Genomic DNA, 13855 nt, shown 5'->3' with positions numbered 1-13855 from the left:
CCCAGCTCATCCACCGCACCCGTCTCATCTGCCTCACCCGCCTCGTCCGTCCCCGTGCGGAGGGCGCGGCGCAAGGTCCTCGTACCGCTCGTCCTCGTCGCCGTGCTCGGCGGCGGGGGCGTGCTCGCGGCCCTGCACCCCCTGGGACCGCCACCGCTCCCCCGCCGCGCAGGGGTCCGCCGACCAGGCCGCCACGGCCCCCGTGCAGCAGGGTTCCCTGTCCAGCGGCATCCAGGTGGGCGGCTCCCTCGGCTACGACTCCCCCACCCAGGTCGTCGCCGCGGGACGCGGCATCCTCACCGCCCTGCCCGCCGTCGGCACGGTCCTCAAGGCGGGGGCGAAGCTCTACGAGGTGGACGGCCGGCCCGTCGTACTGCTCACCGGTGACCGCCCGATGTGGCGCGACCTCGGCCCCGGGACAGCCGACGGCCCCGACGTGGAGCAGCTCAAGCGCAACCTGATCGCGCTCGGCCACGCCGACGGACTGGGCCTGTCGGCGGACCAGAAGTTCACCGCCGCCACCGCCACCGCCGTCAAGCGCTGGCAGAAGTCCCTGGGCGAACCGCAGACCGGGTCGGTGGTGCTCGGCAGCGTCGTGGTGCTGCCGCAGCCGGCCGTACGGGTCCAGCAGCTCGGGGCGCAGCTCGGTTCGGCGCTGGGTGCCACCTCCGTCATGACCGTGACCGGCACCGACCTGGTCGCCACCGTGCAGCCCGCCGACAACCAGCTCTCCTCTTTCAAGCCCAACGGCCGGGTCACGGTGAAGCTGGCCGACGGCTCCACCCTCAACGGCCGCATCCGCTCGCTGGTCCGGGGCGGCGGCGGGGGAGGGGGCGGGGGCGGGGGCGGGGGCGGGGGCGGGGGCGGCAACGGCGGGGACGGCGGCCCGGGAGGCGGGGGCGGGGGTGCGGGCGGCTCGGACAGGACCACCGTCACCATCGCGCTCGACGGCCAGCAGGAGGCCCAGCAGGCGGGCCCCTCCTCCGCGACCGTCACGGTCGTCGGCAGCAGCGTCAGCGACGCGCTCATCGTGCCCGTCACGGCGCTGCTCGCCCTGGACGGCGGCGGCTACGGGGTCCGGGTCGCCGACGGCGGCGCCACCCGGCTCGTCAGGATCGAGCTGGGACTGGTCGCCGACGCCAGGGCCCAGATCACCGGGGAGGTCCGGGCGGGCGACCAGGTGGTGATCCCGAAGTGACGCTTCCCCGGTCGGCCGACCCGACTCAGGCCTCCCCGGCCCCGGCCACCCCTACTCCGGCCGCCCCGACCCCGGTACTGGAACTCACGGGCGTGACGAAGGAGTACCCGGGATCACCGCCGCTGCGCGTCCTGGACGGCATCCACCTCACCATCGGGGCCGGCGAACTCCTCGCCGTGGTCGGCCCCTCCGGCTCCGGCAAATCCACCCTGCTCGCCCTGCTCGGCTCCCTCGACCGCCCCACCGCCGGACAGCTCCGCTTCGAGGGGCGCGACCTGGCAGCCGTCTCCGACCCCGAACTGGCCGCCCTGCGCGCCCACCGGATCGGCTTCGTCTTCCAGCAGTTCTTCCTGCTCTCCAAGGTCACCACGGTGGAGAACGTCGCCACCGGCCTCCTCTACAGCGGCGCCCGCGCCTCGGACCGGCGCGCCCGCGCCGTCGAGGCCCTGCACGAAGTGGGTCTCGGACACCGGCTCGACCACCACCCCGACCAGCTCTCCGGCGGCGAGAAGCAGCGCGTCGCCATCGCGCGCGCCCTCGTCGCCCGCCCCGCGCTGCTGCTCGCCGACGAACCCACCGGCGCCCTGGACAGCGTCTCCGGCACCGCCGTCGTCGACCTGCTGCGCGAGCTGAACGCCAACGGCACCACGGTCGTCGTCATCACCCACGACCGGGAACTGGCCGCCTCGTTCCCCCGGCGGATCGGCATCCACGACGGGCGCATCGAGTTCGACGAGCACGGCCAGAACCCCGCAGGAGCCCTCCGATGACCCCGCCCACGACCCCGCCGAAGACCTCGCCGAACACCCCGCCCACCGGCCGTCGCAGGAGTCGCCCGCGCCGACCGCGCCGTACGCGGCTGCGCCCCGTGGACGTGCTGCGCCTCGGCATGATCGGGCCGCGCACCCGCCGGACGCGCACCGCGCTCTCCGCGCTCGGGATCTCCCTGGGCATCGCCGCCGTCATCGCCGTCACCGGGATATCCGCCTCCAACCAGGCGCACCTGCTGGCGCGCCTGGACCGGCTCGGCTCCAACCTGATCACCGTGGCCCCCGGCAACGGTCCCGACCAGAAGCCGGTGCCACTGCCGCCCACGGCCGAGAAGATGCTCGCCAACATCGGACCCGTGCAGCAGGTCACCGCCACCGGCGCCACCAAGGCCCGGGTCTACCGCAACGACCTCGTACCCGCCCAGCAGACGGGCAGCATCAGCGTCCTGGCCGCCCGGCTCAACCTGCTCGACGTCCTGCACGCCACCCTGAGCAGCGGCCACTGGCTCGACCGGGCCGGCGAGAACCTCCCCGTCACAGTGCTCGGCGACCAGGCCGCGCTGCGGCTCGGCGTGGGCGCGCCCGGCGAACGGGTCTGGCTGGGCGGCCAGTGGTTCGCGGTCGCCGGGATCCTGGCCCCCAACGAGCTGGCCCCCGAACTCTCCTCGGCCGCCCTCGTCGGCTGGCCCGTGGCCACCGCCGCCCTCGGCGCGGACGGCACCGCCGCCACGGTCTACCTCAGGGCCCACCCCGATCGCGTACCCGGCGTACAGGCCGTGGCGGGGGCCACCGCCGACCCCGCCAACCCCAGTACGGTCGCCGTCAGCCGCCCTTCGGACCTGTACACGGCACGCGCCGAGACCAAGGACTCCCTCACCGCCCTGGTGCTCGTCCTCGCCGCCGTCGCCCTCCTGGTGGGCGGGGTCGGCATCGCCAACACCATGGTCGTCGGCGTGATGGAGCGCCGCGGCGAAGTCGGACTGCGCCGCGCGCTCGGCGCCCGGAGCGGCCAGATCGCCGTCCAGTTCCTGATCGAGGCCGTGCTGATGGGCCTCATCGGAGGGATCGGCGGACTCCTCCTGGGCGGCCTCACCGTGTACGGCTACGCCCTCGCCCAGGGCTGGCCCGCCTCCGTCCCGCTCTACACGGTCGTCGCCGGCCCCGTGGTGTCGGTCCTGGTGGCCGCCGTCGCCGGCATCTACCCGGCCCTGCGCGCGGCCCGGGTGTCCCCGACCGACGCACTGCGCTCGGCCGCCTGAGGCCCGGACCGGCCGCTCAGGACACCACGAACGCCACCGCCGCCGCACCCATGAGCGCAGCGGCGGTGTGGATGGCCGGGTGGCCGTAGTCACCCGACCAGAGATGGCGGGCCAGTCCGCCGATGGCGGCCAGGGCGGCGATGATGCCGATCTGGGCGAACAGGGTGACCGAGGTGAAGGGGGCCAGGAGCAGCAGCAGCGAATTCAGCCAGAACGGGGCTGCCCCCGTCCAGCCGCGCCACTCCCGGAGTTCCCTGAGTCCGTGCAGGTCCCGGAACTCCCGGAACTCCCGGATCACCGTCGTCATCGTGCCGCCACCGGCCCCTTCGATCAACCTTGCGAGACATCAACTCGCAGGCTGTACAGCCTCCTTGGGTGCGACGGCCGGGACAAGGGCCCGTTCGGCAAGAAATCCGAAAGCCAGGCCGAAAGTGCTCCACATGGCGATCTGGATGCCCAGCGAGGAGAGCCGGAACTGCCAGATGAGCGCGGCCGGGAAGTCCGCCGGGACCTCGTTGACGCCCGGCAGGGTCGCGTACGCGATGCCGATGGCCACCGCGAAGGCGAGCCCGGCGACGATCGAGGCGTTCCAGTTGCCCATGCGCGGCGCGAGACGCCGGCCCAGGATCAGCGCGACCGAGGCCAGGAGCACGCTGAGCGCGATCATCAGGACGAACAGGGTGGTCCGCCGGACCACGGTGTCGGGGTCCCCGACGGCCGGCGGGTTGGCGGGGTACTTGAGGAACGGCACCAGGTTGACGGTGACGAACAGACCGCCCGCGACCAGCGCCGCCGTGGACCGGGGTCCGAAGCGGCCGATGCGGCCGAGCGCGTAGCAGAAGACGAGCGCGGCGATGCCGCCGAGCGCGACACCGTAGAGCAGGGTTCCGGTGCCGAGGCCGGCCGTGGCCTGGAGGGCCCGGCTGACCGGGGCGGACTCCTCGCCGTGGTCGTGGGCGCCGGCTTCCTCGATGGCGATCGCCGCGTCCACCTTGGATTCACCGAGGAGGTACGCGACGAGGAACGCCGCGACACCGGCCAGCAGGCCGGCGAGCATGCCCCTGATCAGGAGCACGCGGGGAGAGATGTCGTTCATGAGCGCACTTGCCCCTCGCTGGTCAGTGGCAAGGGAAGCCGAGCAGGTGACGGCCGTCGTGCATCCACTCGTGGATGGTGTCGCCCTGGAACACCGCGGTGGCACCCTGCTCGGCGCCGACGAGGTAGAGCAGGACCAGCATGAGGACGCCGACGAACAGGGCCCAGGGGGCCAGCGAGGAGAGGGAGATGGGGGCGATGCCGACAGGTGCGGCAGTCGTGGGCACGGCGGAGTGGGCCATGGCAGGAACCTCCAGGGGAACACGCGTCCCGGTCATTGGTGCTCGCGACGACGGTGGCGGGTCTGACTTTCCTCCCCCTCCGGGAGGATTCACAGTGGCGCGACCGTGCCGGATTCTCACCGGTGCTTCCGTCATACCGTCGTCTTGTCGTTGGTGACCGTACCGCGCTTACGCTCACCTTATGAAGAGCGCATTCGTGCGAGTCCATCTCGTGAGACCTCCGCTGAGCGACGCCGAGCGGCTGCATCGCTTCCCCTACGGGGATCCGTGCCCCGGGTACGAGGGGCTGCGTGGTCAGGATCACGGGGCCTGGGCGGGGCTGATGATGGACGAGGTGGCGGCCGGGGACCCTGGGGCGCTGCGGAGCTGGATGACCGACACCTCGTTCGCGCCCTCGGGCGGTGGGGAGTCGGTGGAGGCGCTGATCGCGCGGGTCGGCGTGGAGCTGGCCGGGCTGGCGCCGGGGACGCACCGGCCGGTGGCCGGGCAGGGCGTCGTACGGGCGGCCGTCGTGTGGGCGCTGGAGCTGCCCGCGGCGGCCTTCTGGCGCCTCGACGTCAGGCCCGGCTCCGTGACCACCCTGACGGGCCGCTCCGGGCGCTGGAACCTGCTCGTGGGACAGCCCGGGGAGCAGCACGGGAACTAGACCGTGAACGCCGGTTCGGCCCGGCCCCCTTGGCGGGGCCGGGCCGAACCGGACGGTACGAGTGGCAGTGCGAGTATGGGTGTTACGCCACGATCCAGTCGCTGGTCGCGATGACCGGCTGCACGCCGTCGCGGTGGATGGTGCCCTCGATCAGGCCGTACGGGCGGTCCGCCGCGAAGTAGACCTCGTTGTCGTTCTTGAGGCCGAAGGGCTCCAGGTCGACCAGGAAGTGGTGCTTGTTGGGGAGGTTGAGGCGGACCTCGTTGACCTTGGGGCAGTTGTCGAGCACGCGCTCGGCCATCGCGTTCAGGGTCTGCTGCAGCGAGTACGAGTAGGTCTCCGCGAACGCCTCGAGCATGTGCTTGCGGACCTTCTTGTACGACTGGTCCCAGTCGTACTCCGGGTCGTCGGCGGCCAGCGCCGAGTGCGCCCAGCGCGCGGTGACCTTGGTCGCCAGGATGCGGTCGTACGCTTCCTTCAGGGTCGTGTACTTGTCCTTGATGTAGCCGTGGAACTCGGAGTTGGTCGAGTTCATCACGGTCAGGTCCTTCAGACCCGAGATGACCTGGAGACCGGTCGTCTCGCTGTACGTGACCTGCGTGGTGCGCACCTCGCTGCCCTTGAGGGAGAAGGAGTGCTGCTCCTTGCGCGACGGGACCGGGATCCGCTCCCAGGCGAACTCCTCGATCCGGATCTGCGCCTCGCGGATCGGCTCCTGCGAGGAGACGAAGTGCTTGGCGAGCAGGATGCCGAAGGCCTCCGGGGAGGAGACGCCGTGCTCCTTGCCGAAGGCGTACACCGTGTTCTTGGTGGTGTCGGTCGGCAGGCAGTTGGCGTTGTCGCCGGTGAGGTGGACGTCGCGGAACTCACCGCGGAGCGCGACCGAGACGTTCAGGTCGCGGATCTCGTGCCAGGAACCGTCGTTGCCCTTGCGGGTGACCTTGACGATGCGGTTCTCGGCCTTGCCGTACTGGTTCTGGGCGAGGACGTGCTTGCTCATGCGCTGTCTTCCTTCGGTACTCGGGAACACGGAGTCCGGTTGTCTGGATCCCGTACGCCCGGCGTCCGGCGGACGCGCAGCCCGCCCCCCGCCGTTCGGTCACGTACTCGGAGAAGACTCGGAGAATCCGTGGACCGCCCCGGGACTGACGTGCATCCCGGTCCGTAGGTGCCTGTTGATTCCAGCACGTTCACATCCCGTTCGTAAGGGAGCGAATCCTCCGAGAACAGGCACCCACGGCTTGGGCAACCGTACGATCTGCGCAGGTCAGACCGTGTGCGCGTCGGCGACCATCAGGGCTTCGTCGATGATCCGCAGGCCCTTGGCCACGTCCTCGGCCGAGATGTTGCACGGCGGCGCGACGTGGAGGCGGTTCCCCGCGATCAGCGGCCACAGCCCGGCCTTCTTCAGGGCCGCGCCGAATTCCGCCATGGGGGCGGCGTCGGCCCCGGCGGCGTTGTACGGGACGAGGGGCTCGCGCGTCTCCTTGTCCCGTACGAGCTCCAGGGCCCAGAAGGTGCCCAGACCCCGGACCTGACCGACGGACGGGTGCCGTTCGGCGAGGGCGCGCAGCCCGGGGCCCAGCAGCTCCGCGCCGGTGCGGGCGGACTGCTCGACGATGCCCTCCTCCTCCATGACGTTCACGGTGGCCACGGCCGCGGCACAGGCCAGCACGTGCCCGGAGTAGGTCAGCCCGCCCGGGTAGGGGCGGCGGGCGAAGGTCTCGGCGATGGCGGCCGAGATGGCCACGCCGCCGAGGGGCACGTAGCCGCTGGTGATGCCCTTGGCGAAGCAGATCAGGTCGGGGGTGACGTCCCAGTGCTCGGAGGCGAACCACTTACCGGTCCGGCCGAAGCCCACCATGATCTCGTCGAGGATGAAGACGATGCCGAATCGGTCGCAGAGCTCGCGGACGCCGGCCAGGTAGCCCTCGGGGTGCACGAGCACGCCGGGGGCGCCGCCGACGGTCTCCAGGATGATCCCGGCGATCGACTGCGGTCCCTCGAAGACGATGGTGTCCTCCAGGTGGCGCAGGGCGCGCACGCACTCCTCGGCCTCGTCGGCCGCGTAGAAGGGCGAGCGGTAGGCGAACGGGCCCCAGAAGTGCACGACACCGGCGGTCGCGGTGTCGTTGCCGAAGCGGCGCGCGTCGCCCGTGAGGTTGATCGCGGTGGAGGTGGCGCCGTGGTACGAGCGGTACGCCGAGAGGATCTTGGGGTGGCCGGTGTGCAGCCGGGCCATGCGGACGGCGTTCTCGACGGCCTCGGCACCCGCGTTGGTGAAGAAGATCTTGTCGAGGTCGCCGGGGGTGCGCTCGGCGATCAGCCGGGCGGCCTCGGAGCGCACGTCCACGGCGAAGCCGGGCGCGACGGTGCAGAGCTTCGCCGCCTGCTCGGCGATGGCGGCGGCGACCTTCGGGTGCTGGTAGCCGATGTTCGTGTAGACGAGCGCGCTGGAGAAGTCGAGGTAGCGGTTGCCGTCGTAGTCCCAGAAGTACGAGCCCTCGGCGCCGGCTACGGCGAGCGGGTCGATGAGCTCCTGGGCCGACCACGAGTGGAAGACGTGCTTGCGGTCGGCATCTTTCACTGCGGCTTTGGCGGCGGCGAGGGCGTCGGCTTCTGCGTTCATGGATCGAGCGTAGTTGTCCGGCATGTGGATACCTCTCCGTGTACGGATCTGCGTGCGGGCGGGGTCGGGGCGGCGGGGCCGGCGGGGCGGCGGACGACACGGGCGACGGGCGGGCGCGTCGGCGCGGGGCCCGTCAGACGACGTGGCGGCCGCCGTCGACCGTGAGGACGTCGCCGGTCGTGTAGGCCGCGTCGACCAGGTAGAGCGCGGCCTCGGCCACGTCCTGCGGCGTGCCCACCCGGCGCAGCGGGGTGTTCTCCGTGATCCATTCGCGCGAGCTCTCCCAGACCTCGTCCGCGCCCTCGTACCAGGGGGTGTCGATGAGGCCGGGCGCGATCGCGTTCACCCGGACGGCCGGTCCGAGCTGGGAGGCCAGCAGCCGGGTCATGTGGTTCACGGCGGCCTTGCTGACCGCGTACGGGATGGAGCTGCCGAGCGCGCGGGTGGCGGAGACGGAGGAGATGTTGACGATCGAGGCGCCGCCGGACTTCGCGCCGGAGCCGTCAACGGCGGCGCGCTGCGCGGATTCCCGCAGGTGGGGGGTGGCGGCGGTGATCATCTGCCAGGTGCCGACGACGTTGACCTCGAAGATCTCGCGCCAGGCGTCGGCGTCCGCCGCGTCCAGGTCGCCCAGGGGGATGAAGCGGGTGACGCCCGCGTTGTTGACCAGGATGTCCAGGCGCCCGTAGGCGTCGATCGCCGTCTCCACGATCCGCCGCGCGTCGGCGGCGTCGGCCACGTCTCCCCGTACGTAGACCGCGTCCGGCAGCTCGGCGGCGAGCGCCTTGCCCGCGTCCTCGCTGCGCGCCGAGTTCAGGACGACCCGGATGCCGGCCGCGGCCAGTCTGCGGGCGATCCCGGCGCCGATGCCGGAGGAGGATCCGGTGATCAGGGCGACGCGGTTCTCGGCCGGGGCGGGGGTCTGCTCGGTCATGGCGTTCCTCCTGGCAGGGGGTTCCGTGGTCTGGACGGCCCGGAGCATAGCGCGAATCCCGTATGTCGGAAGTTGGTTTCCGCTATCCGGAGTTTGATCACCCAATCGACTACCCCACAGCGCCACAGATCAGGTGAATAGGTACACACGCGCCTACTCTGAGCGAACGGCGCACATCCCCCTGTTAGGGACCCGTAAAAGCCGTACCGCTGGACGTATGGGCCCCGTCAAGGGTGTCTGTGAGACCCCCGGACAGGCGTTCCACTCGAAGGTGTCCGACAACGAGGTGTCCTGAAAACACCCGCCCTCGAAATCCCCGGGAGCTCACGATGGCCGATCTGGCCTTCGTCGTCACCACGATCGCGGTCTTCGCACTGGTGGTACTCGTCGCCAAGGGGGTGGCCAAGCTGTGAACGCCGAAAACGTCATCGGCCTGCTGGTCGCCGTCGCGCTGCTGGGCTACCTCGTCATCGCCCTCGTGTTCCCGGAGAGGTTCTGAGCCCCGATGAGTCCCGTTCTTGCCGGGGTGCTCCAGCTGCTCGCGCTCGCCGCGGCCCTGGCCCTCTCCTACCGCCCGCTGGGCGACTACATGGCCCGCGTCTACTCCTCGAAGAAGCACTGGGCCCCCGAGAAGTGGATCTACAAGGCCGTCGGCGCCGATCCGAACACCGAGATGCGCTGGCCCGCGTACCTGCGCGGCGTCCTCGCCTTCTCGGCAGTGGGCGTCTTCTTCCTCTACCTGCTCCAGCGCGTCCAGGGCGCCCTGACCGGCTCGCTCGGCTTCGCCTCCATCAAGCCGGACCAGGCCTTCAACACGGCCGTCTCCTTCGTGTCGAACACGAACTGGCAGTCCTACGCCGGCGAGCAGGCCATAGGCCCGCTCGTCCAGACCGGCGGCCTGGCCGTGCAGAACTTCGTCTCGGCCGCGGTCGGCATGGCCGTGGCGGTGGCCCTCGTACGGGGCTTCGCGCGCTCCCGTACCGGTGAGCTCGGCAACTTCTGGTCGGACCTGGTGCGCGGCACCGTCCGCATCCTGCTGCCGCTGTCGGCGATCGCCGCGGTGGTGCTGGTGGCCTGCGGGGTCATCCAGAACTTCTCCGGGATCCACGAAGTCGGCCAGTTCATGGGAGGGCAGCAGCAGTGGAACGGCGGCGCGGCCGCCTCGCAGGACGCCATCAAGCAGCTGGGCACCAACGGCGGCGGCTACTTCAACGCCAACGCCGCCCACCCCTTCGAGAACCCGACCCCCTTCTCGAACCTCTTCCAGATCTTCCTGATGCTCCTCATCCCGTTCTCCCTGACCCGCACCTTCGGCCGCATGGTCGGCTCGGTCCGTCAGGGCTACGCGATCCTCGCCACGATGGTCACCATCTGGATCGGGTTCACCGCGCTGATGATGTGGACGGAGTTCAGCCACCACGGCCCGGCGCTCCAGGCGGCCGGCGGGGCGATGGAGGGCAAGGAGACCCGCTTCGGCATCGGCGCCTCCGCGATCTTCTCGGTCGCCACCACGCTGACCTCGACCGGCACGGTCAACTCCTTCCACTCCTCCTACACGGGACTGGGCGGCGGCATCCAGCTGCTGGGCATGCAGCTCGGCGAGATCGCACCCGGCGGCGTCGGCTCCGGCCTCTACGGCATGCTGATCATGGCGATCATCGCGGTGTTCATCGCGGGCCTGATGGTCGGCCGGACCCCCGAGTACCTGGGCAAGAAGATCGGCACCCGCGAGATCAAGTTCGCGGCCTGCTACATCCTCATCACCCCGACCCTCGTCCTCGGCTTCACCGCCCTGGCGATGGCTCTGCCCACCCCGGTCACCTCGATGTCCAACGGCGGCGCGCACGGCTTCTCCGAGGTCCTCTACGCCTACACCTCGGCCGGCAACAACAACGGCTCGGCCTTCGCCGGACTGAACGCCAACACCCAGTGGTTCAACACCACCACCGGTCTGGCGATGCTGCTCGGCCGTTTCCTGCCGATGGTCTTCGTGCTGGCCCTGGCCGGCTCGCTCGCCGAACAGCAGCCGGTCCCGGCGACCGCGGGCACCCTGCGCACCGAGAAGCCGCTGTTCACCTTCCTCCTGGTCGGCACGATCGTCATCGTCACCGGCCTCACCTACTTCCCGGCCCTGGCGCTGGGCCCGCTCGCCGAAGGGCTCGCCTCATGAGCACCATCACCCCCACCCGCGCCCCGCACGGGGACCTGCCCAGCGGTCACAAGCCCGAGAAGGCCCGGATCGGCGGCGGCATCTTCGACCCGAAGCAGCTGCTCAAGTCCTTCCCCGACGCGGTGCGCAAGCTGGACCCCCGCGTGATGGTCAAGTCCCCGGTCATGTTCGTGGTGCTGATCGGCTCCGTGCTGACCACCGCACTGGCCATCTCCGACCCGGGCAACCTCTTCGGCTGGGCGATCACCGGCTGGCTGTGGCTGACCACGGTCTTCGCCAACCTGGCGGAAGCGGTGGCCGAGGGACGCGGCAAGGCCCAGGCCGACACCCTGCGCAAGGCCAAGACCGACACCGTCGCGCGCCGCCTGAACGGCGCCGTCGAGGAAACCGTCCCCGGCACGGAGCTCCGTATCGGCGACCTCGTGGTCTGCGAGGCCGGAGACATCATCCCCGGCGACGGAGACGTCGTAGAAGGCGTCGCCTCCGTCGACGAATCCGCCATCACCGGCGAATCGGCCCCCGTCATCCGCGAGTCGGGCGGCGACCGCTCCGCCGTCACCGGCGGCACCAAGGTCCTCTCCGACCGCATCGTCATCAAGATCACGACCAAGCCCGGCGAAACCTTCATCGACCGCATGATCGCCCTCGTCGAAGGCGCGGCCCGCCAGAAGACCCCCAACGAGATCGCCCTCAACATCCTCCTGGCCTCACTGACCATCGTCTTCCTGCTGGCCGTGGTCACCCTCCAGCCGTTCGCGATGTACGCGCACGCCGAGCAGTCGATGATCGTGCTCACCGCACTGCTGGTCTGCCTGATCCCCACCACCATCGGCGCGCTGCTCTCGGCCATCGGCATCGCGGGCATGGACCGCCTGGTCCAGCGCAACGTCCTGGCCATGTCCGGCCGCGCGGTGGAAGCCGCCGGCGACGTCTCGACGCTGCTGCTCGACAAGACCGGCACCATCACCCTCGGCAACCGCCAGGCCTCCGAGTTCGTACCGGTGAGCGGAGCCATCGCCGCCGAACTGGCCGACGCCGCCCAGCTGTCCTCACTGGCCGACGAGACCCCCGAGGGCCGCTCGATCGTGGTCCTCGCGAAGGAGAAGTACGGACTGCGCGAACGCCACCAGGGCGAGCTGACGGCCGCCGAGTGGATCCCCTTCACCGCGCAGACCCGCATGTCGGGCGTGGACGTGGACGGGCGCAAGGTCCGCAAGGGCGCCGCCTCCTCGATCACCGCGTGGGTCGGCGAGCAGGGCGGAACCATCGCCCCCGACACGGGCACGAAGGTGGACGAGATCTCGGGCGCGGGCGGTACGCCGCTGCTCGTGGCGGTGAAGGACGACAAGGGTGCCCGCGTCCTCGGTGTCATCCACCTGAAGGACGTGGTCAAGGAGGGCATGCGCGAACGCTTCGACGAGCTGCGGCGCATGGGCATCAAGACCGTGATGATCACGGGCGACAACCCGCTGACCGCGAAGGCCATCGCGGAGGAGGCAGGAGTCGACGACTTCCTCGCGGAAGCCACCCCCGAGGACAAGATGGCCCTCATCAAGCGGGAGCAGGCCGGCGGCAAGCTCGTCGCGATGACCGGCGACGGCACCAACGACGCCCCGGCGCTCGCCCAGGCCGACGTCGGCGTGGCCATGAACACGGGCACCTCGGCCGCCAAGGAGGCCGGGAACATGGTGGACCTGGACTCCAACCCCACCAAGCTCATCGAAATCGTCGAGATCGGCAAGCAGTTGCTGATCACCCGCGGTGCGCTGACCACCTTCTCGATCGCCAACGACGTCGCGAAGTACTTCGCGATCATCCCGGCCATGTTCGCGGTGGTCTATCCGGGCCTCGACAAGCTCAACGTCATGGGCCTGTCCTCGCCGAACTCCGCGATCCTCTCGGCCGTCATCTTCAACGCGCTGGTCATCATCGCCCTGGTCCCCCTCGCCCTCAAGGGCGTCCAGTACCGGCCCACCAGTGCCGACAGGATGCTCCGCCGCAACCTCACCCTCTACGGACTCGGCGGCCTGGTGGCCCCGTTCATCGGCATCAAGCTCATCGACATGATCGTCTCCCTCATCCCCGGCCTCTCCTGACTAGGAACGTGCTGATCCCGCCATGACCAACTCCGTGTCCAACACCCTCCGCCTCCTCGGCGCGGGCCTGCGCGCCCTCCTGGTCCTGACCGTCCTGTGCGGGGTCCTCTACCCCCTGGTGGTCACCGGCATCGCCCAGGCCGCCTTCCACGGCAAGGCCAACGGCTCCGAGATCAAGGACGCCGGCGGCAAGGTCGTCGGCTCCTCCCTCATCGGGCAGTCGTACGGGGACGACCTGCGCTGGTTCCAGGGCCGCCCGGCGGCGGGCCTCGCGAAGAACACCCTCAACACGCAGTACGAGCTGCTGGTCTCCGGAGCCACCAACAAGGCCGCGGACAGCCCGGAGCTGCTGAAGGCGGTGGAGGAGGCCAAGGCCAAGGCCCTGCTCGACAACACCGTCCCCGGCTACACCCCGCGCCTGTCCGAGATCCCGGCCGACGCGATCACCTCCTCCGGCTCCGGCCTGGACCCGAACATCTCCCCGGCCTACGCGGACCTCCAGATCCACCGCGTCGCGCAGCGCAACGGCCTCCCGGTGGCGACGGTCGCGAAGCTGGTGCGCGACCACACCGAAGGCCGCACGCTCGGCTTCATGGGAGAGCCCCGGGTGAACGTTCTGGAGCTGAACACGGCCCTGAAGGCCATCGCCCAGAAGTAGCCAACTCCCGGTTCCGGCCGGGAGGACGGATGCTCTACTGACGTTCATGGGGAGCTCATACACGCACCGTCGGGACTGTCGGGACCGTCAGGACTGTCGCGGGTACGGATTCGGGTCGGGCGGCTTCCGGTCGGACCGGTCATGACCGGGGTGCGCTG

Annotated in this window: 15 protein-coding genes; 8 read left to right on the top strand and 7 right to left on the bottom strand. The window is 70.6% G+C overall.

Annotated features, from left to right (window positions below; translation table 11 throughout):
* Positions 1 to 33: 33 nt before the first annotated feature.
* The gene (locus tag AC3IYJ_RS20765; RefSeq protein WP_489396283.1) at positions 34 to 231 is read right to left on the bottom strand and encodes a hypothetical protein; all 198 of its coding nucleotides are present in this window, start codon (positions 229 to 231) and stop codon (positions 34 to 36) included.
* On the opposite strand from AC3IYJ_RS20765, the gene AC3IYJ_RS20760 reads away from it, so the two are divergent.
* Genes AC3IYJ_RS20760 through AC3IYJ_RS20750 form a run of 3 tightly spaced genes read left to right on the top strand, consistent with a single transcriptional unit; the run spans position 203 to position 3227 of the window.
* A complete protein-coding gene (locus tag AC3IYJ_RS20760) occupies positions 203 to 1198 on the top strand; it encodes a peptidoglycan-binding protein (protein ID WP_489396282.1) in 996 nt (331 codons plus the stop codon). The two genes, AC3IYJ_RS20765 and AC3IYJ_RS20760, sit on opposite strands and share 29 nt — an antisense overlap.
* A complete protein-coding gene (locus tag AC3IYJ_RS20755; protein ID WP_489396281.1) occupies positions 1195 to 1968 on the top strand; it encodes an ABC transporter ATP-binding protein in 774 nt (257 codons plus the stop codon). The genes AC3IYJ_RS20760 and AC3IYJ_RS20755 overlap by 4 nt, the downstream gene beginning before the upstream one ends.
* Positions 1965 to 3227 carry an ABC transporter permease gene (locus tag AC3IYJ_RS20750; protein WP_489396280.1) on the top strand — a complete coding sequence of 421 codons (1263 nt, stop codon included), beginning with the start codon at positions 1965 to 1967 and terminating at the stop codon, positions 3225 to 3227. Before AC3IYJ_RS20755 ends, AC3IYJ_RS20750 begins: the two co-directional genes overlap by 4 nt.
* A 16-nt stretch (positions 3228 to 3243) precedes the next feature.
* Here the strand turns inward: AC3IYJ_RS20750 and AC3IYJ_RS20745 are convergent, their stop codons facing one another.
* From AC3IYJ_RS20745 to AC3IYJ_RS20735, 3 genes are read right to left on the bottom strand one after another with little or no spacing between them, the layout of a single operon-like run.
* Positions 3244 to 3534, bottom strand: a complete 291-nt coding sequence (locus AC3IYJ_RS20745; RefSeq protein ID WP_489396279.1) for a hypothetical protein — start codon at positions 3532 to 3534, stop codon at positions 3244 to 3246.
* Between the two features lie 39 nt (positions 3535 to 3573).
* A complete protein-coding gene (locus AC3IYJ_RS20740) occupies positions 3574 to 4323 on the bottom strand; it encodes a CbtA family protein (protein WP_489396278.1) in 750 nt (249 codons plus the stop codon).
* 22 nt (positions 4324 to 4345) lie between these two features.
* Positions 4346 to 4564 (bottom strand): CbtB domain-containing protein, encoded by a 219-nt coding sequence (locus tag AC3IYJ_RS20735; RefSeq protein WP_489396277.1) that lies wholly within the window; start codon positions 4562 to 4564, stop codon positions 4346 to 4348.
* 181 nt (positions 4565 to 4745) lie between these two features.
* Here AC3IYJ_RS20735 and AC3IYJ_RS20730 point away from each other — a divergent pair, with 181 nt between their 5' ends.
* Complete coding sequence (locus AC3IYJ_RS20730) at positions 4746 to 5210, top strand: histidine phosphatase family protein (RefSeq protein WP_489396276.1); 465 nt, start codon at positions 4746 to 4748, stop codon at positions 5208 to 5210.
* A gap of 82 nt (positions 5211 to 5292) precedes the next feature.
* Here the strand turns inward: AC3IYJ_RS20730 and pucL are convergent, their stop codons facing one another.
* From pucL to AC3IYJ_RS20715, 3 genes are all read right to left on the bottom strand, one after another.
* On the bottom strand, positions 5293 to 6210 hold the full coding sequence (gene pucL / locus AC3IYJ_RS20725) for a factor-independent urate hydroxylase (RefSeq protein ID WP_489396275.1): 918 nt from the start codon (positions 6208 to 6210) through the stop codon (positions 5293 to 5295).
* Between the two features lie 267 nt (positions 6211 to 6477).
* The gene (locus AC3IYJ_RS20720) at positions 6478 to 7839 is read right to left on the bottom strand and encodes an aspartate aminotransferase family protein (protein WP_489396274.1); all 1362 of its coding nucleotides are present in this window, start codon (positions 7837 to 7839) and stop codon (positions 6478 to 6480) included.
* 133 nt (positions 7840 to 7972) lie between these two features.
* Positions 7973 to 8773 (bottom strand): SDR family NAD(P)-dependent oxidoreductase, encoded by an 801-nt coding sequence (locus AC3IYJ_RS20715; protein WP_489396273.1) that lies wholly within the window; start codon positions 8771 to 8773, stop codon positions 7973 to 7975.
* A gap of 409 nt (positions 8774 to 9182) precedes the next feature.
* On the opposite strand from AC3IYJ_RS20715, the gene kdpF reads away from it, so the two are divergent.
* From kdpF to kdpC, 4 genes are read left to right on the top strand one after another with little or no spacing between them, the layout of a single operon-like run.
* Positions 9183 to 9272, top strand: coding sequence for a K(+)-transporting ATPase subunit F (kdpF, locus tag AC3IYJ_RS20710; protein WP_489396272.1), 90 nt, complete (start codon positions 9183 to 9185; stop codon positions 9270 to 9272).
* A gap of 6 nt (positions 9273 to 9278) precedes the next feature.
* On the top strand, positions 9279 to 10943 hold the full coding sequence (gene kdpA / locus AC3IYJ_RS20705; protein WP_489396271.1) for a potassium-transporting ATPase subunit KdpA: 1665 nt from the start codon (positions 9279 to 9281) through the stop codon (positions 10941 to 10943).
* Positions 10940 to 13039, top strand: coding sequence for a potassium-transporting ATPase subunit KdpB (gene kdpB, locus AC3IYJ_RS20700; protein ID WP_489396270.1), 2100 nt, complete (start codon positions 10940 to 10942; stop codon positions 13037 to 13039). The genes kdpA and kdpB overlap by 4 nt, the downstream gene beginning before the upstream one ends.
* Before the next feature lie 22 nt (positions 13040 to 13061).
* Positions 13062 to 13697 carry a potassium-transporting ATPase subunit KdpC gene (gene kdpC / locus AC3IYJ_RS20695; protein ID WP_489396269.1) on the top strand — a complete coding sequence of 212 codons (636 nt, stop codon included), beginning with the start codon at positions 13062 to 13064 and terminating at the stop codon, positions 13695 to 13697.
* Positions 13698 to 13855: the final 158 nt, after the last annotated feature.

It is taken from the genome of Streptomyces sp. GL_140 (genome assembly GCF_057834465.1).
This window is presented reverse-complemented; position numbering and strand designations above follow the sequence as displayed.